General features: G+C 71.2%; 24 protein-coding genes. 13 read left to right on the top strand and 11 right to left on the bottom strand.

Annotated elements, in window-relative coordinates:
* Positions 1–30: 30 nt before the first annotated feature.
* From DVK06_RS10170 to DVK06_RS10185, 4 genes are all read right to left on the bottom strand, one after another.
* Complete coding sequence (locus DVK06_RS10170) at positions 31–507, bottom strand: 50S ribosomal protein L11 (RefSeq protein ID WP_053770745.1); 477 nt, start codon at positions 505–507, stop codon at positions 31–33.
* A 603-nt stretch (positions 508–1,110) separates the two neighbouring features.
* Entirely contained in the window at positions 1,111–2,391 is a 1,281-nt protein-coding gene (locus tag DVK06_RS10175) for an MFS transporter (protein ID WP_121600184.1), read from the bottom strand.
* On the bottom strand, positions 2,388–3,089 hold the full coding sequence (locus tag DVK06_RS10180) for a TetR/AcrR family transcriptional regulator (protein WP_121600185.1): 702 nt from the start codon (positions 3,087–3,089) through the stop codon (positions 2,388–2,390). Before DVK06_RS10180 ends, DVK06_RS10175 begins: the two co-directional genes overlap by 4 nt.
* A 169-nt stretch (positions 3,090–3,258) precedes the next feature.
* Complete coding sequence (locus DVK06_RS10185) at positions 3,259–3,453, bottom strand: cold-shock protein (protein ID WP_004596869.1); 195 nt, start codon at positions 3,451–3,453, stop codon at positions 3,259–3,261.
* Between the two features lie 224 nt (positions 3,454–3,677).
* On the opposite strand from DVK06_RS10185, the gene sdhC reads away from it, so the two are divergent.
* The 6 genes from sdhC (at position 3,678) to DVK06_RS10215 (ending at position 8,528) form a co-directional block, all read left to right on the top strand.
* Entirely contained in the window at positions 3,678–4,103 is a 426-nt protein-coding gene (gene sdhC / locus DVK06_RS10190; RefSeq protein ID WP_053770748.1) for a succinate dehydrogenase, cytochrome b556 subunit, read from the top strand.
* 1 nt (position 4,104) lies between these two features.
* Positions 4,105–4,476 (top strand): succinate dehydrogenase hydrophobic membrane anchor subunit, encoded by a 372-nt coding sequence (locus DVK06_RS10195; protein WP_004596874.1) that lies wholly within the window; start codon positions 4,105–4,107, stop codon positions 4,474–4,476.
* A gap of 7 nt (positions 4,477–4,483) precedes the next feature.
* Positions 4,484–5,368 (top strand): succinate dehydrogenase/fumarate reductase iron-sulfur subunit, encoded by an 885-nt coding sequence (locus DVK06_RS10200; protein ID WP_053770749.1) that lies wholly within the window; start codon positions 4,484–4,486, stop codon positions 5,366–5,368.
* Positions 5,369–5,421: 53 nt separating this feature from the next.
* Positions 5,422–7,251: an FAD-binding protein gene (locus DVK06_RS10205; protein ID WP_121600186.1), complete on the top strand. Its 1,830-nt coding sequence runs from the start codon at positions 5,422–5,424 to the stop codon at positions 7,249–7,251.
* 288 nt (positions 7,252–7,539) lie between these two features.
* Complete coding sequence (locus tag DVK06_RS10210) at positions 7,540–7,767, top strand: helix-turn-helix domain-containing protein (protein WP_053770751.1); 228 nt, start codon at positions 7,540–7,542, stop codon at positions 7,765–7,767.
* Between the two features lie 125 nt (positions 7,768–7,892).
* A complete protein-coding gene (locus DVK06_RS10215; RefSeq protein ID WP_121600187.1) occupies positions 7,893–8,528 on the top strand; it encodes a uracil-DNA glycosylase family protein in 636 nt (211 codons plus the stop codon).
* 16 nt (positions 8,529–8,544) lie between these two features.
* On the opposite strand, the gene DVK06_RS10220 is transcribed toward DVK06_RS10215, so the two are convergent.
* Entirely contained in the window at positions 8,545–9,720 is a 1,176-nt protein-coding gene (locus tag DVK06_RS10220; RefSeq protein ID WP_121600188.1) for an NAD-binding protein, read from the bottom strand.
* A gap of 152 nt (positions 9,721–9,872) precedes the next feature.
* On the opposite strand from DVK06_RS10220, the gene DVK06_RS10225 reads away from it, so the two are divergent.
* Genes DVK06_RS10225 through DVK06_RS10240 form a run of 4 tightly spaced genes read left to right on the top strand, consistent with a single transcriptional unit; the run spans position 9,873 to position 13,808 of the window.
* Positions 9,873–11,138: a potassium channel family protein gene (locus DVK06_RS10225; protein ID WP_121600189.1), complete on the top strand. Its 1,266-nt coding sequence runs from the start codon at positions 9,873–9,875 to the stop codon at positions 11,136–11,138.
* Entirely contained in the window at positions 11,135–12,403 is a 1,269-nt protein-coding gene (locus DVK06_RS10230) for a cation:proton antiporter regulatory subunit (protein WP_121600190.1), read from the top strand. Before DVK06_RS10225 ends, DVK06_RS10230 begins: the two co-directional genes overlap by 4 nt.
* A gap of 22 nt (positions 12,404–12,425) precedes the next feature.
* Positions 12,426–12,710 carry a ubiquitin-like small modifier protein 1 gene (locus DVK06_RS10235; protein ID WP_053770756.1) on the top strand — a complete coding sequence of 95 codons (285 nt, stop codon included), beginning with the start codon at positions 12,426–12,428 and terminating at the stop codon, positions 12,708–12,710.
* Positions 12,711–12,749: 39 nt separating this feature from the next.
* Positions 12,750–13,808 (top strand): deoxyhypusine synthase, encoded by a 1,059-nt coding sequence (locus tag DVK06_RS10240; protein ID WP_053770757.1) that lies wholly within the window; start codon positions 12,750–12,752, stop codon positions 13,806–13,808.
* A 437-nt stretch (positions 13,809–14,245) separates the two neighbouring features.
* Here DVK06_RS10240 and DVK06_RS10245 read toward each other — a convergent pair whose 3' ends face one another.
* The 4 genes from DVK06_RS10245 to DVK06_RS10260 all read right to left on the bottom strand — a co-directional run bounded on the left by DVK06_RS10245 (position 14,246) and on the right by DVK06_RS10260 (position 16,750).
* Positions 14,246–14,422 (bottom strand): 50S ribosomal protein L37e, encoded by a 177-nt coding sequence (locus DVK06_RS10245; RefSeq protein ID WP_053770758.1) that lies wholly within the window; start codon positions 14,420–14,422, stop codon positions 14,246–14,248.
* A complete protein-coding gene (locus DVK06_RS10250; protein WP_053770759.1) occupies positions 14,419–14,661 on the bottom strand; it encodes an LSM domain-containing protein in 243 nt (80 codons plus the stop codon). The genes DVK06_RS10245 and DVK06_RS10250 overlap by 4 nt, the downstream gene beginning before the upstream one ends.
* 101 nt (positions 14,662–14,762) lie before the next feature.
* Positions 14,763–16,052, bottom strand: coding sequence for a twin-arginine translocation signal domain-containing protein (locus tag DVK06_RS10255; RefSeq protein ID WP_121600191.1), 1,290 nt, complete (start codon positions 16,050–16,052; stop codon positions 14,763–14,765).
* Positions 16,049–16,750: a hypothetical protein gene (locus tag DVK06_RS10260; protein ID WP_121600192.1), complete on the bottom strand. Its 702-nt coding sequence runs from the start codon at positions 16,748–16,750 to the stop codon at positions 16,049–16,051. Before DVK06_RS10260 ends, DVK06_RS10255 begins: the two co-directional genes overlap by 4 nt.
* A gap of 285 nt (positions 16,751–17,035) precedes the next feature.
* Here DVK06_RS10260 and DVK06_RS10265 point away from each other — a divergent pair, with 285 nt between their 5' ends.
* From DVK06_RS10265 to DVK06_RS10275, 3 genes are all read left to right on the top strand, one after another.
* Positions 17,036–18,388 (top strand): ribonuclease J, encoded by a 1,353-nt coding sequence (locus DVK06_RS10265; RefSeq protein WP_053770990.1) that lies wholly within the window; start codon positions 17,036–17,038, stop codon positions 18,386–18,388.
* On the top strand, positions 18,385–19,431 hold the full coding sequence (gene idsA3, locus DVK06_RS10270) for a geranylfarnesyl diphosphate synthase (protein ID WP_053770762.1): 1,047 nt from the start codon (positions 18,385–18,387) through the stop codon (positions 19,429–19,431). The genes DVK06_RS10265 and idsA3 overlap by 4 nt, the downstream gene beginning before the upstream one ends.
* 96 nt (positions 19,432–19,527) lie before the next feature.
* The gene (locus DVK06_RS10275) at positions 19,528–20,436 is read left to right on the top strand and encodes a DMT family transporter (RefSeq protein ID WP_121600193.1); all 909 of its coding nucleotides are present in this window, start codon (positions 19,528–19,530) and stop codon (positions 20,434–20,436) included.
* Between the two features lie 105 nt (positions 20,437–20,541).
* Here DVK06_RS10275 and DVK06_RS10280 read toward each other — a convergent pair whose 3' ends face one another.
* Together DVK06_RS10280 and DVK06_RS10285 are read right to left on the bottom strand one after the other, a co-directional pair.
* Entirely contained in the window at positions 20,542–21,708 is a 1,167-nt protein-coding gene (locus DVK06_RS10280; RefSeq protein ID WP_121600194.1) for a hypothetical protein, read from the bottom strand.
* Positions 21,709–21,786: 78 nt separating this feature from the next.
* Positions 21,787–22,254, bottom strand: coding sequence for a peroxiredoxin (locus DVK06_RS10285; RefSeq protein WP_121600195.1), 468 nt, complete (start codon positions 22,252–22,254; stop codon positions 21,787–21,789).
* Between the last annotated feature and the right edge of the window lie 62 nt (positions 22,255–22,316).

The following is a 22,316-nucleotide window of genomic DNA, read 5'->3' on the forward strand; positions in this document are numbered from 1 at the left end:
GAAGGACGGGACTCGCGAAAAGGGGCGGCGTTACTCGTCGAGGACGTCGTCGTACTCGCCGGCGTCGACGCGCTCGTCGAACGTCCGGGCGTCCTCGCCCTCGATGGTGACGCCGAGGGAGGCGCAGGTGCCGCCGACCTCCTTGGCGGCGGCCTTCGTGTCGTACGCGAGCAGGTCGCTCGACTTCTGCTCGGCGACCTTCTTCACCTGTTCGATCGACATGTCGGCGACGAAGTTCTCCTGCGGCTCGCCGGAGCCGGTGTCGAAGCCGGCCTCGTCCTTGATGAGCTCCGCGGTGGGGGGCACGCCGACCTCGATGGTGAAGGAGCCGTCGTCGTCGTACTCGACGGTGACGGGCACCTCCATGCCGTCGAAGGCGGCGGTCTCGTCGTTGATCTCCGCGACGACGTCCTGGACGTCCACCGGCGTCGGTCCGAGCTCGGGACCGAGCGGCGGGCCGGGGTTGGCCTGCCCGCCGGGGACGAGCGCTTCGATAGTTCCAGCCATGTCCGTACGAACCCGTCGCCGACTTTTAACGGTTGTTCTTTCGGGTAGGGGGAGTCAGCGGTTCGCACACCGTACGCCTGGGTTCCCCGGCGGTGAGCCGCTCGCTCGGCGATGCGTGCCTGTCCGGTCTGGTTTCGTATATCATCACTCAACGTCGCGCGATACCCCGTCGACGATCATATCGTCTATCTACAAGACACCGGCTGCGGACCGACGCCGAACGCCTCCAAAGCCCCAGCCGCGAGGAGGCCGTACGCTCGCTGCGCGCTTCAGTCGCTCGCGTTGCTCGCTCTTTCCAGTGCTTGCGTCACCTACGGCCTCCTCGCGACTGCCCCTTTGAATCCCACCCCGCACCGCACGGCCCCCGCCTCGCACCTCCCCAGCCTCGCGGTTCGCTCGGGCTCCCTGCGGTCGCCCCTCGCTCACCGCGTCCAGCGAGAATCGGAGATTCTCTGGCAGCCGGCGCGTCGCGCCGGCGACCTCGCGCGTGCTGCCTCGCGACCTCCGCTTTGCTCCGGTCGCTCGCAGGCACGCGCCACCGCAGTCCGAATTCACAAATCGCTCTTATACATCAGTCAGCGAAACCGACAGTGGAGTCCGCACCTACGAGTCCACGACGCCCGACGGGTCGGTCCCTCTCGCCTCGTCGGCGACGCGGCCGGGGAGGAACGTCCCGGTCTCTCGGCGGACGCCGAGGAGGAGGACGCCGCCGGCGAGCAGCGGCAGGGCGGCGCAGGCGGCGTATATCGGCGTGAAGCCGACCGCCTCGATGAGGGGGAGCGACACCATGGGGCCGAGGCCGCCCCCCACGTCCCCGAGGACGTTGTTCGTCCCCGAGGCGCGACCCATCCGCTCGTCGGGGGTGAGGTCGGCGAGCAGGGCCATCATCGGGCCGCTGGTCCCGCCCTGGCCGGCGCCGATGAAGACGCAGGCGAGCCCCAGAGAGACGACCGACCCGGCCCGGGCGAGCAGCAGGAACCCGACGAACGAGACCGCGAGGAACGTCAGGAGGACGGGCGTCCGCGACTCGCGGGTGTCGGAGATCCGGCCGCCGGCGAGCATGAAGGCCGCGGCCGAGACGACCGTGCCGGCCATGAACAGCCCGGAGGTCCCCTGCGGGGCGAGGCCGAACAGCGAGATGTCGTTCGCGCCGAGGAACAGCACGAGCGTGGAGAACAGCGCGCCGATGTACGCGAACATCAGCCCGAAGTTGACGAGCCCGACCGTCAGGGCCGGGACGGCGGTGTCGACCTCCCACGGCTTGATCGAGTCGCCGGAGCGGTCCCCGGTGACGTGCGTCTCCGGGACGTACCTGTACGCGACGACGCTGGCGGTGAGCGCGAAGCCGGCGGCGACGGCGAACGCCGCGACGTTGCCCGCGACCGCCGAGACGACCCCGCCGAGCACGAGACCGGCCGGGAACCCCATCGTGATCCCGCCGCGGACGATCCCCATGTTCGTCCCGCGGTCGCCGCTGTCGGAGAGGTCGGCGGCGATGGTGTACGCGGTCGCGAACACCGCCGCGGAGCCGAGCCCCCAGAGGACCCGCGCGAGCAGGAACCACGCCTCGGGAGCGATCCCCGCCGGAACAGCGAGCGCGACGACGTACCCGAGCGTGGCGACCCCCTCGACGAACAGGCCGACGACGAACGGCGTGCGTGTCCCGTACCGGTCGACGAGGGCGCCGGCCGGCGCGTTCGCGACGAGCCGCACCCACCGGTTCGCGGAGAGGATCGCGCCGACCATGAACGCCGAGATGCCGAGGACCGCGCCGAGGTTCGGGAGGATCGGGAAGACGACGCCGCCGCCGAAGCCGACGAAGAACGTGCTCGCGATCACCGCGAGGAGGACCGGCGGCGGCCGCTCGAACCCGAAGCGGGTCATTCGGTGGCGTCCGCGGCGGCGCCGCTTTCCGGCTCGTCGGCGTCGCGCCGGAGCGCATCGATCGCCGCGTCGAGCGGCGGCAGTTCGACCCCGTCGGCGAGCAGCGGGCCGACGATCCGCCGGAGCGCCGCCTCAGCGACCTCGCGGGTGTAGCCCTCTCCCTCGGCGTCGCGCTCGGCGCCGGCGAGGGTGATCTGCCGGGTCCGCGCGCCGTCGAGGGTCGCTACGAGCAGCGCCGCCGTCTCCTCGACGTCGACGTCGCGGAAGACGCCCGCCTCGATGCCGTCCGCGAGGATGTCGGCGACGGTCCCGCGGAGCAGCCGGTCGCTGCGCGCCAGCTGCTCGCGGATCCGCTCGTTGAACGGGCCCTGAGTGCGGAGCTCCAGCAGGGCGATGTGGAACGCCTCGCGGTCGGCCTCGTCGGGGGCGAAGACGAACCACCCCACGAACTGGACCAGCCGATCGACGGGCGGGTCGTCCGCGCGGGCCGCGATCCGGTCCTCGGAGTCGGAGATGATGTACTCCAGGAAGGCGACGAGCAGGTCCTCCTTCGTGTCGTAGTGGTAGTGGAGCAGCGACTTGCTCTTCGAACACTCGTCGGCGATGTCCTGCATCGTCAGGTCGGCGTAGCCGTGAGCGCGGAGGGCGCTGTACACCCCGTCCATGATCTCCGCGGCCGCGCTCGGCGAGTCGCTCATTGACTGACCGGTCAGTCAACAAACGGTAAATTCCTATCGGTCGGGGGCGGTCGCCGCCGAGACCGCTCGGCGCCGCGAGCGACGCCCGCCCGCGGCGGGGTGCGCGACGGCGCCGCCGCTCGGGGGTCGAGAACAGTCGAAAAGCCGATTCGCCTCGGGTGTCGCCGACTTACAGACGGGTGACGTTCGACGCGCGCGGACCCTTGTCCGCCTCCTCGATGTCGAACTCGACTTCCTGACCCTCTTCGAGGTCTGGGCCGCCGACGTCCTCCATGTGGAAGAACACGTCCTCGTCCGCGTCGTCAGTCGAAATGAAACCGTAGCCGCCAGTGTCGTTGAAGAAGTCAACTTCGCCTTTCGCCATTGCGACCGTAGAAGCGGGACTGTGACATATAAGGCTTCCGCGACGATCCGCGGCGTGGAACGCCCTCGCACGGACCGCGTTCGCGGATCGGACCCGTCTCGGAGTTCGGCCGCTTGACCCCCGCCTCCTCCCCGATTCCGTGCCGATCGGAATGGTCCGGAATCCGGCCGCGCAGGCCGCCGTGTTAGTAACTACTATACCAGCGCGGTTCAGAACCGTTAGGTATGAGTCAGTCGTACAATCGAGGCCTCATCGAGGACTTCGGCCGCTGGCGGGAGTTCGAGGCGGGGATGTGGGCGTGGATCTTCCACAAGTTCACGGGATGGGTGCTCATCGGGTACCTGTTCACGCACATCGCGGTCCTGAGTACGGGGATCCCGGCCGCCGGTGCCAGCGAGGCGGCGATCGCCGCCGGAAACGACGTGTACACGCAGACGATCGTCTCCTTAGAGGGGCTGTTGCTCGTGCGCCTCCTGGAGGTCGGCCTGCTCGCGGTGGCGGTCTTCCACATGCTCAACGGGACGCGACTCCTCCTCACCGACCTCGGCATCGGGCTGGACGCACAGGACAAGAGCTTCTACGCGTCGCTGATCCTCACGGGAGCGATCACCGTCGCGTCGGTGCCGACGTTCATCGCGGGGGCGTTCTGAGATGGCAGAGCGCTACTCCTCGTTCCAGTCGGGCGGCCGGATGTGGTTCCTCCAGCGGGTCACGGCGGTCTTCCTGTTGGTCGTGTTGGCGTTCCACTTCTTCCTGCTCCACTTCGTCCACCACGCCGACGAGGTGTCGTTCCTCGCCAGCTCCGCCCGGATGGAGCAGCTGAGCTACTACTCGCTGATGATCCTCTTCCTCGTGACCGCGACGTTCCACGGGGTCAACGGCGTCTACAACGCCCTGGTGAACCAGGGACTCACCGGCACGAAACGCACCGTGATCAAGTGGACGCTCGTCGCCGCGAGCGTCGTGCTGATCGCGCAGGGAATCCGCACCGCGAACGCGTGGGCGGGCATCGGACTCTACTGAACCGACAATGAGCACGCAAATTCCGAAGCAGACCGAGGAATCGACCGAGACCGAGACGGAGCCCGCTTCGAAGGGCGACGAGCGCCGCGCCGAGAAGCGGCGCCGCGCGGCCGAGCGCCGCGAGCAGCGACAGGAGGAGGAGGCGGAGAAGGCGGCCGCCGACGAGAGCACGGTCGAGCTGAAGGTGTTCCGCTACGACCCGCAGGTCGAGGGGAAACAGGAGCCGCGCTTCGACACGTTCCACGTCCCGTTCACGAAGGGGATGACCGTCCTCGACGCGCTCATGTACGCGCGCGACACGTACGACTCCTCGCTCACCTTCCGGCACTCCTGCCGGCAGGCCGTCTGCGGCTCGGACGCCATGTTCGTCAACGGCGGGCAGAAGCTGGCGTGTAAGACCCAGATCTCGGACCTCGAAGAGCCGGTCCGCGTCGAGCCGCTCCCGCACGCCGAGGTGACGAAGGACCTCGTCGTCGACATGGAGCACTTCTACGACCAGATGGAGGCCGTCGAGCCGTACTTCCAGACGAACGAGTACCCGGACGGCGAGCTCGAAGAGCAGCGCCAGGACCGGGCGAACCGCGAGAAGATCAAGATGTCCACGCGCTGTATCTGGTGCGGCGCGTGCATGTCCTCGTGTAACATCGCCGCGGGAGACAACGAGTACCTCGGGCCGGCCGCGATCAACAAGGCGTACCGGTTCGCGATGGACGAGCGCGAGGGCGAGGAGATGAAACAGAAGCGCCTGGAGATCATCGAGCAGGAACACGGCGTCTGGCGGTGTCAGACCCAGTTCTCCTGTACGGAGGTGTGCCCGAAGGACATCCCCCTCACCGAGCACATCCAGGAGCTGAAGCGGGAGGCAGTCAAAAACAATCTGAAGTTCTGGTAAACCCGACAGACAGTATCAAGGGACTCCGGAACTTACGAAATTACATACCAACCATGTACGAACACGACGTCGTCGTCGTCGGGGCCGGCGGGGCGGGACTCCGGGCGGCGATCGCGGCACAGGAAGCGGGCGCGGACGTGGCGATGGTGTCGAAGCTCCATCCCGTCCGGTCACACACCGGCGCGGCAGAGGGCGGGATCAACGCGGCGCTGCGCGACGCCGACTCCTGGGAGGACCACGCGTACGACACGATGAAGGGGTCCGACTACCTCGGCGACGCGCCCGCGGTCGAGGCGCTCTGTCAAGAGAGCCCCGAGGAGGTCATCCGCCTCGAACACTGGGGGATGCCGTTCTCCCGCGAGGACGACGGCCGCGTCTCCCAGCGGCCGTTCGGCGGCCTCTCCTTCCCGCGGACGACGTACGCGGGCGCCGAGACCGGCCACCAGATGCTCCACACGATGTACGAGCAGGTGGTCAAACGCGGGATCACGGTGTACGACGAGTGGCACGTGATGGACCTGGCGGTCACCGACGAGGACGACCCCGCCGAGCGGACCTGTCACGGCGTCGTCGCCTACGACATCCAGAGCGGCGAGATCAGCGGGTTCCAAGCCAACGACGGCGTCATCCTCGCCACCGGCGGGATGGGCCAGGTGTTCGACCACACCACGAACGCGGTCGCCAACACCGGCGACGGCGTCGCGATGGCGTACCGCGCGGGCGTCCCGATGGAGGACATGGAGTTCATCCAGTTCCACCCGACGACGCTGCCGTCGACCGGCGTCCTCATCTCCGAGGGCGTCCGCGGCGAGGGGGGAATCCTCTACAACAGCGAGGGCGAGCGGTTCATGTTCGAGCACGGCTACGCGAACAACGCGGGCGAGCTGGCCTCCCGCGACGTGGTCTCCCGCGCCGAGCTGACCGAGGTCAACGAGGGGCGCGGCATCGAGGACGAGTACGTCCACCTCGACATGCGCCACCTCGGCGAGGAGCGCATCCTCGACCGCCTGGAGAACATCCTCCACCTCGCGGAGGACTTCGAGGGCGCCGACGGGCTCACGGAGCCGATGCCGGTCAAGCCCGGCCAGCACTACGCGATGGGCGGCATCGAGACGAACGAGTTCGGCGAGACCGTCATCGACGGGCTGTACGCCGCCGGCGAGTGCGCCTGCGCCTCCGTCCACGGCGCGAACCGCCTCGGCGGGAACGCGCTGCCGGAGCTCATCGTCTTCGGCAAGCGCGCCGGCCGTCACGCCGCCGGCGAGGAGATGGGCGAGGCCGAGATCGAGACCGGCCGCTCGGGCGACTGGCAGCCGGCCGACTACGAGTTCGGCGTCGAGGTCGGTGAGACCGGCGGCTCGGGGCCCGCAGCGGCCGACGGCGGCGCCGTGGCGACCGACGCCGACAGCGTCCTCAGAGCGGCCGTCGACCGGGCTCAAGAGCGCGTCGAGGAGCTGCTCTCCCGGAAGGGGCGCAACCACGCGGAGATCCGCTCGGCCGTCCAGGAGACGATGACGGCCAACGTCAACGTGTTCCGCGAGGAGGGCCGGTTGGAGGAGACGCTCGAAGACCTCCGCGAGGCCCGCGAGGCGTACAAGGACGTCGCGGTGTCGGACCCGTCGCGGACGTTCAACACCGACCTCATCCACACCATCGAGACGCGGAACATCCTCGACATCGCGGAGGCGCTCACGATGGGCGCGCTCGCCCGCGAGGAGTTCCGCGGCGCCCACTGGCGGAAGGAGCACCAGGAGCGCAAAGACGAGGACTGGCTGAAGCACACGCTCATCTCGTGGAACGACGGCGAGCCCGAGCTGTGGTACAAGCCGGTCGTCCTCGAGGGCGAGAACAAGACGTACGAGCCGAAGAGCCGCTCGTACTGAGCCGTCAAACGACGCGCGGCCGCCGGCGACCGTCCGCCGGCGGGTCGGCGGCGACTCGCTTCGGTATCCCCTCGCTTTCACCCGATCGATCCGGATCGTTCACGGTCTCCTATCCGTCGACGGTCGAAACCGGCCGTCGATACGCGTCGATTTCCGGTTCGTTAATCGACGTTGCCCGAACCAGCCCCGAGGGAATCGGCGGAAGACGTGCTCTTCTGTGCCTTCCGGAGATTTCGACGAACGTTGAATAGGGGATTTATTATCGTCGAACTACACTGATCGGACAAGATGATCGAGACGGAAACCGCGTCCGCGGCCGCCCCGGCGTTGCCCCGGGAGCTCCAGTCGCCCCGCGCCAAACTCGTGTACCTCTACCTGACCACGAACGGCGACGCCACGGTCTCGGAGATGGGCGAGTCGCTCGGCATGAAGAAGCTCTCCCTGTACAGCATCCTGAAGACCCTCCGCAACGAGGGGCTCGTCGACTGCGACGGCGACTGTTACGTCCCCAACTGACCGCGGCCGCGGCGCCGACCGAGCGGCCCCCCGGCTCGCGACCTCCGGCCCGCGACGTCGCTGTTCTCCCTTCGCGCTCCCCGCCGCAGCGGAGCGTTTAGGGTGGCGGAGCGCCCACGTCGACCGTGGACGCGAACCAGACGGAGTTCGAGAACCCGTTCGCGATGGACACCGACTGCGAGAACTGCGAGGCGCTGTGCGGCGCCCGCGACCGCGTCGTCCACGGCTACGGCGACGTCGGCGCCGAGTTCCTCGTGGTCGGGACGGCGCCGACGGCGGCCGCCGAGCGCAACGGCGTCCCCTTCACCGGAGAGGGGGGCGGCGAGCGCGTCCAAGCTATCTTCGCCGACCTCGGCTTCGTCCGGTCCGCGCCGGGCGCCGCGGAGCCGGACGTACAGAACGTCTTCTTCACGAACCTGACGCGGTGTCGCCACCCGGAGCGCGGGCCGACCGACCGCGAGGTCGACACCTGCGAGCCGTTCCTCAACGCGGAGATCCGGATGATCAACCCCCAGATCATCGTGCCGGTCGGCGAGCGGCCGCTCAGGGAGCTGGCCGTCGAGTACACGACGCGCCGACCGGACTCCTTCGACGTCGACGCGGAGCACGCGACGACGATCCGCGGGCGTGGGTTCGAGCTCGTGCCGATGACCGAGCCGGCCGCGATGACCGACGAGGAGGCCGACGCCTTCCGCGACCACATGCGCGAGAACGTGTTGAGCCGGGACTACCGGCAGACGAAGGGGCGGCGGAGCCGGTAGCTTTCGCGGCCCGGCCTCAGTCGTCGAGGTCGACGTCGTCTAAGATCCCCTCGGTCGCGTCCTTGCTGTCCGCGCCGAACGCGCAGTCGACGAGGATGTGCCCGCCGAGCGTCGACGGCGAGATGACCTGATCGGCGCCGGCGCGGCGGAGCTTGTCGACGTTCTCCCGCTGCGTCGCCGCCGCGACGATCCGCACGTCCGGGTTGAGCTGGCGGGCGGTGAGGATGGCGAGCGCGTCGCGCGCGTCGTCCTCGGTGGCGGCGACGACGGCGCGGGCCCCGGCGACGTTGACTCGTTCGAGCGGGTCGACGTCGCTGGGGTCGGCGGTGTACACGGGCACGTCGCGGTCCGTGAGCCGCCTGGCGACGTTTTCGTCCGGCGTCACAACCGCGTACTCGACGCCGTCGCGGGCGTCGAGCTCTTCGAGGATCGGTTCCGTCAGGTCCCCGTAGCCGAGGACGAGGACGTGGTCGTCGAGGAGGTCTATCTGTCTGTCTGTCATTTTCCCGAGCGCCTTGGAGAGCTGCGCCTCGATTGCGGGCGTGAGGAGGACCCCGAGCGCCACCGCGAAGGCGGCGACGTTCACCACGAGCGACGAGAGCGCGAACAGCTGCGCGATGTCGGAGGCCGGGCCGGTCGCCGGGTGGACGTCCCCGTACCCGACGGTCGAGGCCGTGACCACGGTGAAGTAGAACGCGTCGACGATCGTCTCGATCCCCTCGAACTGGTCCCTGAGGGCGTACGAGCCGACCGTTCCGTACGCGACCGCCCCGACGAGCGCCGCGCCCGCGGCCAACTGCGTGGGCGAGGGGCTGAACCGCCGGTCGAACCGCCCCCGGTTGATCACGAGCGTCGGCGCGGACAGGACCGACAGCGCCACGAGCGGGAACGACAGGACGGACGCCTGTAACAGCCCTTGAAGCGCCGTCAGCGGCAGCAGCACCGCCGTGGAGTACCACCCCACCCGGTACCCGTCCCGCAGCGCGAACCCGCTCGCGAACATCGCGAAGCCGGTGATCGTCCCGGTGAACCCCACCGTCTGCCGGACGACGCCGCCGACGTACGGGGCGAGCGGGCCGTCGACGCCGAGCCCGCCGATCTGCGCGAGCCCGGCGAGGATGGAGAGGATCGCGACCCCGAACGTCAACGCGATCGACGCGCGGACGGTAACCCAGTCCCGGGTCAGCTCCATATCCCCGGGTCGCCGAGACCCAACTTAAACCCCGCGAGGCCGGTCCGACCCGCTCGCCGCCGGCGGGAACGGCGGTCGCCCGCGGCGCCCCCGCGACCCGCCCGGATCGGCGCGCCGACACACGTTTAACCCCGCCGGCGGTTGGGTGGCCCATGTCGCTGCCCGTCGAGATCGTCTTCGGCGTCTACCTCGGCGCCATCACCGGGATCGTCCCCGCGCTGGTGGCCGGGGCCCTCGGGTTCGTGTTCAAGTACGTCACGGACGTGACGATTCCCGGGCTCGGGGTGGTCGTGCTGTCGCTCGCCATCGCCGGCGTCAACGGCGGGCTGCTCGCGCTCAACGACGAGACGATCCGGTCGTCGGAGCGCGCGCCGGCGATCCTGACGGCGATCGTCGTGGTGCTCATGCTCTCGATGTACGCCCACGCGCAGGGGGACAAGCTCGGCGCCAGCGTCCCCAAGCGGATCTCGCTCAAACAGCTCCGCGACCGGACGCTCTCGACCGACGTGATCGAACTGGTCGGCGGCCGCGGCCGCGTCTCCGTCGAGGTGAGCGGCGAGGTGGACGACATGGAGGGGTACCCGCCGCTGCCGACGGACACGCGCCGCGCGATCGTCGACGGCGACTGGACGTTCCCCGCCGACCTCCCGCTCGCGGAGCTCGAAAGCCGGTTCGCGGAGCGGCTCCGGACCGAGCTGGACCTCGCCGACGTGGCCGTGCGGATCGACGAACAGGCGCGCGCGACGGTGTCGGCCGCGCCGCCGACCGGCGCGCTCTCGAAGCGGGTGCCCGCCGGGAAGCGCGCGGTGTCCGTGTCGGCGCTGGTCCCGACCGGCATCGCCCGCGGCGACATCGTCCGCGTGATAACCCCGGACCTCGACGCCGAGGGCGCCGTGATCGCCGCCCGGTCGAGCGGGGAGCCGGAGCCCGGGGCCGCCGCCGCGTCGACGCCCGCCGCCGCGGGCGACGACCCGGACCCGGACGACGACGCCCGGACGGACGGCGGCGAGGCGGCCGTCGCCGCGCCCCCCGCGGCGACCGCGCCCACGACGACCGGCGGCGAGGGGCGCGTCACGCTCGCGCTCGACCGCTCGGAGGCGACGGCGCTCCTCCGGGTCGACCGCGGGCGCGTGCTGGTGCTGTCGCGGGGCACCCGTCGCGAGTACGAGCTCACGGCCCTGCTGCGTCGGGCCGGGAAGCGCTTCCGGAAGGTCTCGGTGGTCGCCGACGGCCCGCTCGACGGCCACACGATCGGCGAGGCCGAGGTCCGCGAGGCGTACGACGTGGCCGTCCTCGCGGCGCGCCACGAGACGTGGACGGTCGCGCCGGACGGCTCGCAGTCGCTGTCCGCGGGCGACGACCTGTTCGTCGTCGGGAGCCGCGACGCGCTCGACCGGTTCGCGGAGGTGGCGGCGTGAGTCCCGCCGGGGCGGACGCGCTCGCCGTTGGCTTCGACGCCGGCGTCGTCGCGGCCGACCTCGCCGTCGGGGCGGTCGACGTCGGCTTCGCCCGCCCGCGGCAGGCGGCCGTCACGCTCGTCACGTTCGCGGCCGTCGCCGTGCTCGTCGCGGCCGGCGCCGCGCTGGCTTACCGCTGGTACTTCCGCACGGAGATCCCGGAGGGGGTGACCTGGCTCCTCGGCGTCTCGGTCGTCGCGCTGTACCTCAACACGACCTCGCTGGGGTCGGTGGCGGTCGGCGATAACCCCGCCCTGTTGGCGCCCGAGAGCGTCTTCTTCAACCTCGTCTCGCTCGGCGTCGCGGCGGTGACCGCGCCAGTCGGTCGGTACGCCGGCGACCGGCTCGCGGTGGACGTGTTCGCGCTCTCCGGCGCCAAACAGCTCGACGGCGAGCTGAGCGGTATCGTCCGCGCGGTCGGGCGCTTCACGGCGGTGACGCTCCCGTCGGTCGACGAGATACGCGACATGGACACGTACGACCCGGTCTCGGCGGACAAGAAGGCGGAGCTCGCGGAGACGACCCTGCTGTTCCCGCGGAAGCTCTCCGAGACCGAGCTCCGCGAGCGGCTCATCGCCCGGCTCAAAGACGAGTACGGGGTCGGCTACGTCGACGTCGACCTCGGACCGGACGGGACCGTGGAGTACTTCGCGGTCGGCTCCCGCGCCGCCGGGCTCGGCCCGACGCTCGCGCCGGGGTCGGCCGCGGTCGCCGTCGCCGCGGACCCCCCGAACAACGCCACCGTCGGCGACACGGTCCAGCTGTGGCGCGACGACCCCGAGCCGGAGCGGGTCGCGACCGGCGAGCTGCGCGGCGTCGCCGGCGACGCCGTCACGGTCGCGCTCGACGAGTCGGACGCCGAGCGGCTGACCGACGAGGGCGGCTACCGGCTCGTCACGCTGCCCGCGGAGCCGCAGGCCGACCGCGAGTTCGCCTCCCTGCTGCGAAACGCGGACGAGACCATGGCCTCCGTCACCGTCGCGGCCGGCAGCGAGCTCGACGGGAGCACCGTCGGGGAGGTCGGGGCCGTCGTCGCCGCGGTCCGACCGGCGGGCGGCTCCGTCGAGCCGATCCCGCCGCGAGCGTACGTCTTCGGCGCCGGAGACCTGGTGTACCTCGTCGGCCGCCCGGGCGCGATCCGGCGGTTCGAGACCGCCGCCGCGGTCGGGGGCGCCGGCGACACAGACGACGGCGGCGCGGACCCCGACGGGACGCAACGCTCTTGAGTCGTCCGCGCGGGGATCCGGCATGGAGTGGAAGCTGTTCGCCGACCTCGCGGAAATCGCGGGCGACCGCACGGTGGCGGTCGACGCGGGGCCGGGCGACACGGTCGGCGACGCGCTCGACGCGCTGCTTGACGCACACCCCGACCTGCGGGACCGCGTGATGGAAGACGGCGCCGTCGCGGACCACATCAACGTCCTTCGGAACGGGCGGAGCGTCCGCCACGACGAGGGGCTCGACGCCACGCTGGAGGCGGGCGACGAGCTCGCGCTGTTCCCGCCCGTGAGCGGCGGCCGTTCCGTCCGATAGATCGGTCGTTTCAAACGCGCGCCGACCCCATCCGGAGCCATGACCGACAGCGACGAGGGCGACCACGGCGACGACGGCGGCCACGACCCGCACCGCGAGGAGTTCCACGAGGACCCGGTCGGCCACACGCGCGCGGCCGCCGGGATGACGGTGAGCGAACTCGTCGACGGCTACGGGGACGCGGGGATCGGTGCCGCCGCGGTCAACGAGGCCGGGGACGTGCTCGCGGAGATGTTCGACAACGACGACTGCACCGTCTTCCTCTCGCTGGCGGGCGCGATGGTCCCCGCCGGCATGCGCCGGATCGTCGCGGACCTGATCCGCGACGGCTACGTCGACGCCCTGGTGACCACGGGCGCGAACCTCACCCACGACGCCATCGAGGCCATCGGCGGGAAACACCACCACGGACGCACCCGCGACCCAGAGAAGACGCCGCGCGAGCACGACGAGGGGCTCCGCGACGAGGGGGTCGACCGCATCTACAACGTCTACCTCCCACAGGAGCACTTCGCCGACTTCGAGGGCCACCTCCGCGAGGAGGTGTTCCCGGCGCTGGAGGCCGACCCGGACGACGCGGGGAGCGGCGCCGTCTCCATCGCCGACCTCACGCGCGAGCTCGGCCGCGCGAACGCCGCGGTCAACGAGCGCGACGACGTCCCCGAGGGGCCGGGCGTCGCGGCCGCCGCCTACGAGCACGACGTGCCGATATACTGCCCGGCGGTCCAGGACTCCGTGTTAGGGCTTCAGGCGTGGATGTACGCCCAGACGGCCGACTTCACCATCGACGCCCTCGCGGACATGACCGAGCTGACGGACCTCGCGTTCGAGGCCGACGACGCGGGCTGCCTGCTCGTCGGCGGCGGCGTCCCGAAGAACTTCACACTCCAGACGATGCTCGTCACGCCGCGCGCCTACGACTACGCGGTCCAGGTCACGATGGACCCCGAGGCGACCGGCGGGCTCTCCGGTGCCAGCCTCGACGAGGCGCGCTCGTGGGGCAAGCTTGAGAAGGACGCCCGCAACGCCTCCGTCCACGGCGACGCGACGGTGATGCTCCCGATGCTCGTCGCCGCCGCCCGCGAGCGCGTGGAGTAGCGGCGCGGGTTCGATCACGACCACGTCTCCGTTTATAAACCGACCCGCGGTGGCGCGTGCCGACGAGCGCCCGAAGGGCGCGGGTCGCACGCGCGAGGTCGCCGGCGCGTAGCGCCGGCTGCCAGAGAATCTTCGATTCTCGCTGGACGCGGCGACCGGAGCGAAGCGGAGGGAGCCGCGAGGTTGGGGAGGTGTGAGGCGCGGTGCTGTGCGGGGCGGGACTCAAAGGGGCAGTCGCGAGGACGGCGCACGCTCGTTGCGCGCTTCAGTCACTCACTCCGTTCGCTCCTTCCAGTGCCTACGTCGCCTGCGCCGTCCTCGCGGCCGGGGCTTTGGCAGCGTTCACCGCCGATCCGTCAGCACTCAGTTATAACTGAGCGACCGTTGCACGCACAGCTACGCGAGCGAAAGCGAGAAGAAACCGAAGAGACGCCGGTTCAGTTGTCGCCGTTCTTCGACTGCCAGGCGTAGTCGCGCCGGGAGGCGGACTCGCCGAAGCCGCACGAGGAGCAGCGCTCCTTCTTGACGTGGTAGGACTTCTCACCGCAGCGTCGACACTTCACGTGGACCGTCTTGTTCTTCTTTCCCTGAGAGGGCGTACCTGCGCCGGTCATGCTTTGATGGTAACGACGTTATCGCCGCGTATAATCGTTGTGTCTTCGATCGCGACCGCGAACTCGCCGTCGAGGTCGCCGTCGACGCGGTCGTCCACGTCGGCTTCGGGCTCGATGACGACGTTCATGTGCTGGTCGTAGCCGCCGAGGACGCCGTAGTAGGTCGTCCCGTCCTTCAGGTGTACCGTCACGGGCTCCTCGAGCGACGCTTCGAGCACGTCGAGGGGTCGTCCACTCATTGTCGGATCGCCGCCCGTCGCGGTAATAAAAATACCGGGACGGAGCCCCCGAGGCCGGTCGGTTTGACACGACCGCGGGCCCGCCCCTCTCGGCCCGGCACTCACCCCAGTCGCTCGCGCACGAACGCGGTCGCCGGCGGGACCGCCCGCGCGTACAGGGCCGCGTACGTCAGCTCCGCCTGGGTCCGTCTCGGGTCGGCGTACCCGGCGTCGACCTCGTCGGCGACGCGTCCGAGCGAGGCCAGCGCCGGGCGGACGAACCGCGCCGCGAGCGGGTCGCCGCCGTCGACCGCCGCGACGGCCTCGCGCGCCCGCTCCGCGGCCGACCGGAGCGACGACTCCGACGGCGGGTTCCGGTGGCCGCCGTCGCGGATCGCCTCGACGGCCCGCCGCCGCGCCTCCACCGTCGCCAGCGCGGTCCCGGCTTCGATCACCGCGGTGGCGTAGTTCCCGTCGTCGGACGCCCGCTCGACGCCTCTGACCGCCGACGCCGTCCGCCGCTCGGTCGCGACCGCCAGCTCCTGAGCCACGGTCCCGCTCAGGTCCTCGTCGGTCGGGACCGCCTCGTCGCCGGTGCGTCGACGCACTTCCGCGCGCGTCCGGCGCACGGAGCCGTCCAGCGTCTCCGCGGCCGCGACCAGCGACGCCCACTGCGGGTCGATCCCCTCGCGGTCTCCGTGAAACGCGTCGCGGAGGCCCGCGGCGTCGGTGGCGGCGGCCCGCGCCCGCTCGACGTCGCCGACCGCGTCGCCGGCACGGAACGGCGCCGCGACCGGGTCGTCCGGGTACCGGACGGTCGGAACGAGGTGCCGCGCGCACGCCGCGAGCAGCGACTCGACCGGCTCGTACGCGAGCGCCGCCGCCGCCGTCGACTCGGCGCGGTACTCCAGGCCGGCCGCGAGCGCCGCCCGGTCCTCGCGGACTGTGCGGCGGCGAGCGGCGAGGTCGGCACTCTCGTCGACGCCGGTGGCCGCCCGGTAGGCGCCGCGGACCGTCGCCGCCGTTCCGCGGGCGCGCCGCCGCGCGGCGAGGGCCTCGGTCGGCCACGGGTCGGTCGGCTCCGCGTCGACCCGCTCGACCGCCCGCGCCCTGTCGTCCGCGATCGCCGCCGCGACCGCCGCGTTCGGAAGCGACGGCTCCGCGGGGACGGCGTCGAGCAGGTCGCGGGCGCGCGACTGGTGAGCCGCCGCGAGGGAATCGGGGACGGTCGCCGGGAACGGCGCGGGGGGCCACTCGACCGCATCGACGAGGCCCGGCGGCACCGCGGTCGCCTCGCCGCGATTCGTCTCACCGTCGGCGAGCGGCGAGGCGGCACAGCCCGCGACCGCCGCTGCGCCGGCCGTTGCGAGCCCCGCGAGGAAGCCTCGGCGCGACCGGGAATCGCGGGTCACGAGCCCTCACCCCCGGCCTCGGCCGATGAGCCGAACGCGGTCGACGCGCCGGTCGGGTCCGAGCCGTCGGTCGCTCTCGACGCGTTGAACGCGGCCGGGCGCCGTCCGGTCCCGCAGGAGCCGGCCATGCTCCGGCCGCTCCCGCGCGACCGCCCGGCCGCGACCGGCATCCGGATCGCGAACCCGACGGCGTGGATCGCGTCGCGCTCGCAGTCGACGTCGGCCGGGCGATACGCGCGACAGAAGTCGACGTGCGGCTGGAGGTCGCCCTCGGCCAGCGGCCCGCGCTCGACGCGCACCGACCGGAACCGGACCTCGCGACACGCCTCGACCGGCATCGTGTGGAGGGACACCGACGAGGACGCGAAGTCGGTGGCGGCGCAGAACTCGCGGAGCCGCTCGGCCGGCGGGGTCTCGGCGAAGGCGAGCGCGGAGCGATCGCCGTCGGAGGTCAACACTCGCGACGTGGTCCGCCGTTGGACCGCGCGCTCGTCGGTCGACAGCGCGGGCACCGTCTCGCCGTCGGCGACGAGCGCGCCGCCGTCCTCGTCGCGGACGCGCTCGACCTCGACGTTCTCCAGCGGCGGACCGGTGGTCGGGTAGCTGTTCGACGCGGTCTCGCTGCCGGCGCAGCCGGCCAGGGCGGCGATCCCTGACGCGGCCGCGAGGAGGACTCGGCGGCGGGAAACCTCGGACATCGGCGGCGATTCGCCCGACTGCGTGAAACGCTTTGTGGGACGCGACCCTCCCGCGTCGGACCGCCGAGGCACCGTTCGGACGCGAACCGTCGCCGCGGGGCCGAACCCGGGAGTTTTTAACGTGGGCGAGAGTACGCCGAGGTACCACACTCCCGCGGGACACGGTGAGTCGCGACGACTCGGCCGTAGCGGGGCCTCAACGACGCGCGGTACGACGGTGCGCCGACGGCTCCTTGCGGGGTTTCAGTGACCGGCGCCGACCACGGCGTCAGACACGAACACACCATGGAAATCGAAATTGCGACACTCGGCGGTTACGAAGAGGTCGGTCGACAGATGACGGCGGTCCGCGCGGGCGAGGACATCGTCATCTTCGACATGGGCCTGAACCTCAGTAAGGTCCTCATCCACGACAACGTGGAGACCGAGAGCATGCACAGCCTCGACCTGATCGACATGGGCGCCATCCCGGACGACCGGGTCATGAGCGAACTGGAGGGCGACGTTCAGGCGATCGTTCCCACCCACGGTCACCTCGACCACATCGCGGGGATCCCGAAGCTCGCCCACCGCTACGACGCCCCGATCGTCTCGGCGCCGTACACGATCGAGCTGGTCCGCCAGCAGATCGAAGACGAGGGCAAGTTCCAGGTCGACAACGACCTCGTGAAGATGAAGCCGGGCGCGTCGATGGCGATCGGCGACTCCGAGCAGGTCGAACTGGAGTTCGTCAACGTCACCCACTCGATCATCGACGCGATCAACCCGGTCCTCCACACGCCCGAGGGGGCGGTCGTCTACGGCCTCGACAAGCGCCTGGACCACGACCCCGTCATCGGCGACCCGATCGACATGGAGCGGTTCCGCGAGATCGGCCGCCAGGACGAGGGCGTCCTCGCGTACATCGAGGACTGTACGAACGCCGGCCGGAAGGGCCGGACTCCCTCCGAGTCGTACGCGAAGAAGCACGTCGAGGACACGCTGAAGTCGATGGAGGACTACTCGGGCGGCATCGTCGCCACCACGTTCTCCTCCCACATCGCCCGCGTGAAGACCCTCGTCGAGTACGCCCGCGAGATCGGCCGCCAGCCGGTCCTGCTCGGCCGCTCGATGGAGAAGTACTCCGGCACGGCCGAGCGGCTCGACTTCGTCGACTTCCAGGGCGACGTCGGCATGTACGGCCACCGGAAGTCGGTCGACCGCGCGTTCAAGCGGATCATGAAGGAGGGGAAGGGCAACTTCCTCCCCATCGTGACGGGCCACCAGGGCGAGCCCCGCGCGATGCTCACCCGCATGGGCCGCGGCGAGACGCCGTACGAAATCGACGACGGCGACAAGATCGTCTTCAGCGCCAGCGTCATCCCGGAGCCCACCAACGAGGGCCAGCGCTACCAGAGCGAACAGCTGCTCCGGATGCAGGGCGCGCGCCTCTACGACGACATCCACGTCTCCGGCCACCTCCGCGAGGAGGGCCACTACGAGATGCTGCAGGCGCTCCAGCCCCAGCACCTCATCCCGGGCCACCAGACGCTGGAGGGGCGCTCGCCGTACGTCGACCTCGCGACCTCGCAGGGGTACAAGCTCGGACGCGACGTGCACGTCACGCAGAACGGGTCCACCATCCAGCTCGTCGAATGACGAGCGAGACGAAGGAGGCGCGGGTGCTCGACGCCATCCGCGAGCGGCGTGAACTCGTCAACGCCGCTATCGACGAGGAGCTGCCGGTCCAGGAACCGGAGCGGCTGTACGAGGCGACCCGATACATCCTCGAAGCCGGCGGCAAGCGGCTCCGCCCGACGGTGACCACGCTGGCCGCGGAGGCGGTCACCGGGACCGAGCCGATGGGCGCCGACTTCCGCGCGTTCCCGTCGCTCGACGGCGACGACGTCGACGTGATGCGGGCCGCGGTCGCCATCGAGGTGATCCAGTCGTTCACGCTGATCCACGACGACATCATGGACGAGGACGACCTGCGGCGCGGCGTCCCCGCGGTCCACGAGGCGTACGACGTCTCGACGGCGATCCTCGCCGGGGACACGCTCTACTCGAAGGCGTTCGAGTTCATGACGGAGACGGGCGCGGACCCGCAGCACGGGCTCGAAGCGATGCGGATGCTCGCGTCGACCTGTACCGAGATCTGCGAGGGCCAGGCGCTCGACGTCGCCTTCGAGAACCGCGACGACATCCTCCCGGACGAGTACCTGGAGATGGTCGAGCTGAAGACGGCGGTGCTGTACGGCGCGTCCGCGGCGACGCCCGCCCTCCTGCTCGGCGCCGACGAGGACGTGGTCGACGCGCTCTACCAGTACGGGATCGACTCCGGCCGCGCGTTCCAGATCCAGGACGACGTGCTCGACCTGACGGTCCCCTCCGAGGACCTCGGCAAGCAGCGCGGCTCCGACCTCGTCGAGGGGAAGGAGACGCTCATCACGCTCCACGCCCGCCAGCAGGGCGTCGACGTCGACGGCCTCGTCGACGCCGACACGCCCGCCGAGGTGACCGAGGCGGCCATCGACGACGCGGTCGCCGCGTTGGAGGAGGTCGGCTCCATCGAGTACGCCCGCGACACCGCCGAGGAGCTCACCGCGCGGTCGAAAGAGCACCTCGAACTGCTGCCCGAGAGCGGCTCGCGCGGCCTGCTGGAAGACCTCGCGGACTACCTCATCGTCCGCGGCTACTGAGCCGAGCGCCGGCGGCCGGTCCCGTCCGGGGACCCGGCACCGGCGGTCCGGGCCGGGACGGACACCGCTTTACCAGCGGCCCCCGTTCGGTCGGCCGTGTCACGGTACCGGAACGTCCTCCTGTTTTTCACCCTCGCACTGCTTTGGGGCGGCTCCTTCGTCGCCATCGAGGTCGGCCTCGACTACTACCCGCCGGTGCTGTACGCCGCGTACCGGTTCGACGTGGCGGCGCTCGCGCTGCTGTCGTACGTGCTGGTCACGCAGGACGACTCGTTCCCGCGGACGCGCGGCGACCTCGCCGCGATCGGGTTCAGCGGCGGGCTCTCCGTGGCCGCGAACAACGCCCTGCTGTTCGTCGGCCAGCAGTACACGACGAGCGGCATCGCCTCCATCACCTACAGCCTCGTGCCCATCGCGACCGCGGCGGTCGCGGCCCTGTGGATCGGCGGCGCCGACCTCGATCGTCGCGGTGCTGTCGGGGTCGTCTTAGCGTTCCTCGGCGTGGGGCTCGTCGCGCAGCCGGACCCCGCGAACCTCGGCGGGGGCGTCGCGGTCGGCGTCGGGCTGATCGCGGTCGGGGTCATCGCCGTCGCGGTCGGCAGCGTCGGCCTCCGAACCGTCGAGACGTCGTTCACGAGCGTCGCGCTCACCGGGTGGGCGATGGGGTTCGGCGCGCTCGCCATCCACGCGCTCAGCCTCGGCATCGGGGAGAGCCAGCGGCTCCCGGCCGCCGCCCCGCCCGCGCTCCTCTCGCTGGGGTTCCTCGGGCTGCTCTCCTCCGCGGTGGCGTACACCATCTACTTCACGCTGCTCGACCGGCTCGGCCCCTTCGAGATCAACCTCGTCTCGTACGTCGTTCCGATCGTGGCCACCGTCGCGGGCGCCCTGCTGCTCGCCGAGCCGGTGACGCCGTACACGGTCGCGGGCTTCGTCGTCATCGTCCTCGGGTTCGGCCTGCTGAAGCGCCGCGAGATAGCCGCCGCCGGGATCCGGTTCCCGGGCTGAGAGAAGGGCGTTACCACCGCAGTCCGTCGCACCGCGCCGCACCGCGCTCCGCCGGACCGGTGGCGCCGCTCTCGCGGCCGGGATTCCGGCGGTCGACGGGGTCGCTCACGCGTCGACCACCGCTATCGGGTCGCCGACTGTCCCCCCGAACAGCGAGGCGTGGGCGGCGAAGAGGTCGCGCTCGGCCGCGGCGTCGACGATCACGGTTCGCCCGTGTCGCGTGACTTCCGCGTCGGAAAGGGAGGTCTCTCCTTCGCGAGCGGCCTGCGCGACCGCCTCGGCGGTCTCCTGGTCGAGGCGTCGGGGGTCCGCCACCGCGCCGTACCGCAGCGCGACGGCCGGGTCTCCGGTCTCGTCGCCGCCCGCGTCGCCGTTCGCGTCGCTCCTCTCCGCCGGCGCTCCGCCGTCGGTCACGCGGAGCGACGCCCCGACCGCGCCGGAGGCGTCGACCGCGGTGCGGAGCGCGTCCGGCGCGTCGGCGAGCAGGTCGCGGAGGCGGCCGCGGGCGTCCGGTCCGAGGTCGACGCACACCGTCGCGTCGCCCCCGAGTAGCGAGGGGAGCGGGCCGTAGTTCGCGGTCGCTCCCGCCCGTCGTCCGGCGCCGCCACCGACGCTCCCGCCGATTCCGGCGTCGCGGTGCGCCGCCGCGGCGGCGGCGGTCGGGCCGTAGGCGGCCACGACCTCACCGGGGGTCACGGCGACGGCCGACCCGAGGGCTCCCGCCCGGAACCGGGCGAACCCGGAGCCGACGTCCGGCTCGCGGGTCACCGCTGGGTCGGCGTCGAGCTCGGCGGCGAGCGCGGTCGCGTCGACGTCGCCGACCGCCGCGGCGCACCCCTCCGGGCCGTCCGCGGTGAGGGCGGCGCCGCCGGTCGCCTGCCGCACGTCGGCGAGCGACGCGCTCTCGTACCGGCCGAGGAGCCGCCGGAGTCGACTCCCCACCCCGCTCGGGAGGCCGGTCGCCGTCAGGACCGCGGGGTCGACCCGGCCGGTCACGACGGTGTCGACGGCGCCCGACGCGGCCGCGGCCGGCTCGTAGGCGCCGGCGGCGACCGCCGATCGGGGGCCGGAGGAGCCGGCGCGGTCGCGGGCGCTCGTCGCGCCGTCGTCCGCCGGATCGCTGTCGGGCGCGCCGGCTCCGGTCGCGGCCGATTCGATCGCGAGGGCCGCGTCGGCTGGGGGTTCGGTCAGGGCGTCGATCGGTCCGCCGACTCCCAGCCCGGTCGCCGCGAGCGCCGCTATGCGCTTCGCGAACGTTCGCTTGGAGGGCATCGTTTCACTTGACTCCTGACAGGCAATAATACTACCGAGTGGCGGTCGTCGGTGGATTCGTGCCGTGCCGGCCGGCGCTCAGCCGTCGAGCCCGCGGACGTCGTCGATGATCTCGACCGCGTGGTCCTCCGGGGAGACCCCCTCGTACGCGAGGACCACTGTTCCCTCGTCGTCGAGGACGTACGTGTTCCGGAACACGCCGTCGAAGGTGTTCCCGAACATCTGCTTCTCGCCGTAGGAGTCGTACGCGCTCGACACCGCGCCGTCGGGGTCAGAGAGGAGCGTGAAGGGGAGGTCGTACTCCGCGGCGAACGGTTCGAGGTCCTCGACGGGGTCGTCGCTGATCCCGACGACGGCGACGTCTTCCGCTTCGAACGCGTCCCACTCGTCACGGAAGCCACACGCCTCGGCGGTGCAGCCGGGCGTGTCGGCCCGCGGGTAGAAGTACACCACCGTGTGATCGGCCGCGGTCGGGTCGACGGTGACGGTCTCGCCGCGGTGGTCGGTGAGCGTGATCTCGGGTGCGGAGTCGCCCGGTTCGAGCATACGTATCTGCCCGTCTCGAAGGGGTTAGGCGATTCGGTCCCTTTTTACCGGATACTCGCATC

Origin of the sequence: Halorubrum sp. Atlit-28R, from assembly GCF_003665955.1 — an archaeon.
In the GTDB taxonomy this organism is placed as follows: domain Archaea; phylum Halobacteriota; class Halobacteria; order Halobacteriales; family Haloferacaceae; genus Halorubrum; species Halorubrum tropicale.

Excerpts from the sequence above, each read along its gene's own strand:
- DVK06_RS10225 (WP_121600189.1), top strand. The coding sequence starts at position 9,873 with ATGTCGCTGCCCGTCGAGATCGTCTTCGGCGTCTACCTCGGCGCCATC.
- DVK06_RS10170 (WP_053770745.1), bottom strand. The coding sequence starts at position 507 with ATGGCTGGAACTATCGAAGCGCTCGTCCCCGGCGGGCAGGCCAACCCC.
- DVK06_RS10250 (WP_053770759.1), bottom strand. The coding sequence starts at position 14,661 with ATGAGTGGACGACCCCTCGACGTGCTCGAAGCGTCGCTCGAGGAGCCC.
- DVK06_RS10280 (WP_121600194.1), bottom strand. The coding sequence starts at position 21,708 with ATGCCCTCCAAGCGAACGTTCGCGAAGCGCATAGCGGCGCTCGCGGCG.
- DVK06_RS10220 (WP_121600188.1), bottom strand. The coding sequence starts at position 9,720 with ATGGAGCTGACCCGGGACTGGGTTACCGTCCGCGCGTCGATCGCGTTG.
- DVK06_RS10235 (WP_053770756.1), top strand. The coding sequence starts at position 12,426 with ATGGAGTGGAAGCTGTTCGCCGACCTCGCGGAAATCGCGGGCGACCGC.
- DVK06_RS10245 (WP_053770758.1), bottom strand. The coding sequence starts at position 14,422 with ATGACCGGCGCAGGTACGCCCTCTCAGGGAAAGAAGAACAAGACGGTC.
- DVK06_RS10240 (WP_053770757.1), top strand. The coding sequence starts at position 12,750 with ATGACCGACAGCGACGAGGGCGACCACGGCGACGACGGCGGCCACGAC.
- DVK06_RS10185 (WP_004596869.1), bottom strand. The coding sequence starts at position 3,453 with ATGGCGAAAGGCGAAGTTGACTTCTTCAACGACACTGGCGGCTACGGT.
- DVK06_RS10260 (WP_121600192.1), bottom strand. The coding sequence starts at position 16,750 with ATGTCCGAGGTTTCCCGCCGCCGAGTCCTCCTCGCGGCCGCGTCAGGG.
- DVK06_RS10285 (WP_121600195.1), bottom strand. The coding sequence starts at position 22,254 with ATGCTCGAACCGGGCGACTCCGCACCCGAGATCACGCTCACCGACCAC.
- DVK06_RS10180 (WP_121600185.1), bottom strand. The coding sequence starts at position 3,089 with ATGAGCGACTCGCCGAGCGCGGCCGCGGAGATCATGGACGGGGTGTAC.
- DVK06_RS10210 (WP_053770751.1), top strand. The coding sequence starts at position 7,540 with ATGATCGAGACGGAAACCGCGTCCGCGGCCGCCCCGGCGTTGCCCCGG.
- DVK06_RS10265 (WP_053770990.1), top strand. The coding sequence starts at position 17,036 with ATGGAAATCGAAATTGCGACACTCGGCGGTTACGAAGAGGTCGGTCGA.
- DVK06_RS10195 (WP_004596874.1), top strand. The coding sequence starts at position 4,105 with ATGGCAGAGCGCTACTCCTCGTTCCAGTCGGGCGGCCGGATGTGGTTC.
- DVK06_RS10205 (WP_121600186.1), top strand. The coding sequence starts at position 5,422 with ATGTACGAACACGACGTCGTCGTCGTCGGGGCCGGCGGGGCGGGACTC.
- DVK06_RS10200 (WP_053770749.1), top strand. The coding sequence starts at position 4,484 with ATGAGCACGCAAATTCCGAAGCAGACCGAGGAATCGACCGAGACCGAG.
- DVK06_RS10175 (WP_121600184.1), bottom strand. The coding sequence starts at position 2,391 with ATGACCCGCTTCGGGTTCGAGCGGCCGCCGCCGGTCCTCCTCGCGGTG.
- sdhC (WP_053770748.1), top strand. The coding sequence starts at position 3,678 with ATGAGTCAGTCGTACAATCGAGGCCTCATCGAGGACTTCGGCCGCTGG.
- idsA3 (WP_053770762.1), top strand. The coding sequence starts at position 18,385 with ATGACGAGCGAGACGAAGGAGGCGCGGGTGCTCGACGCCATCCGCGAG.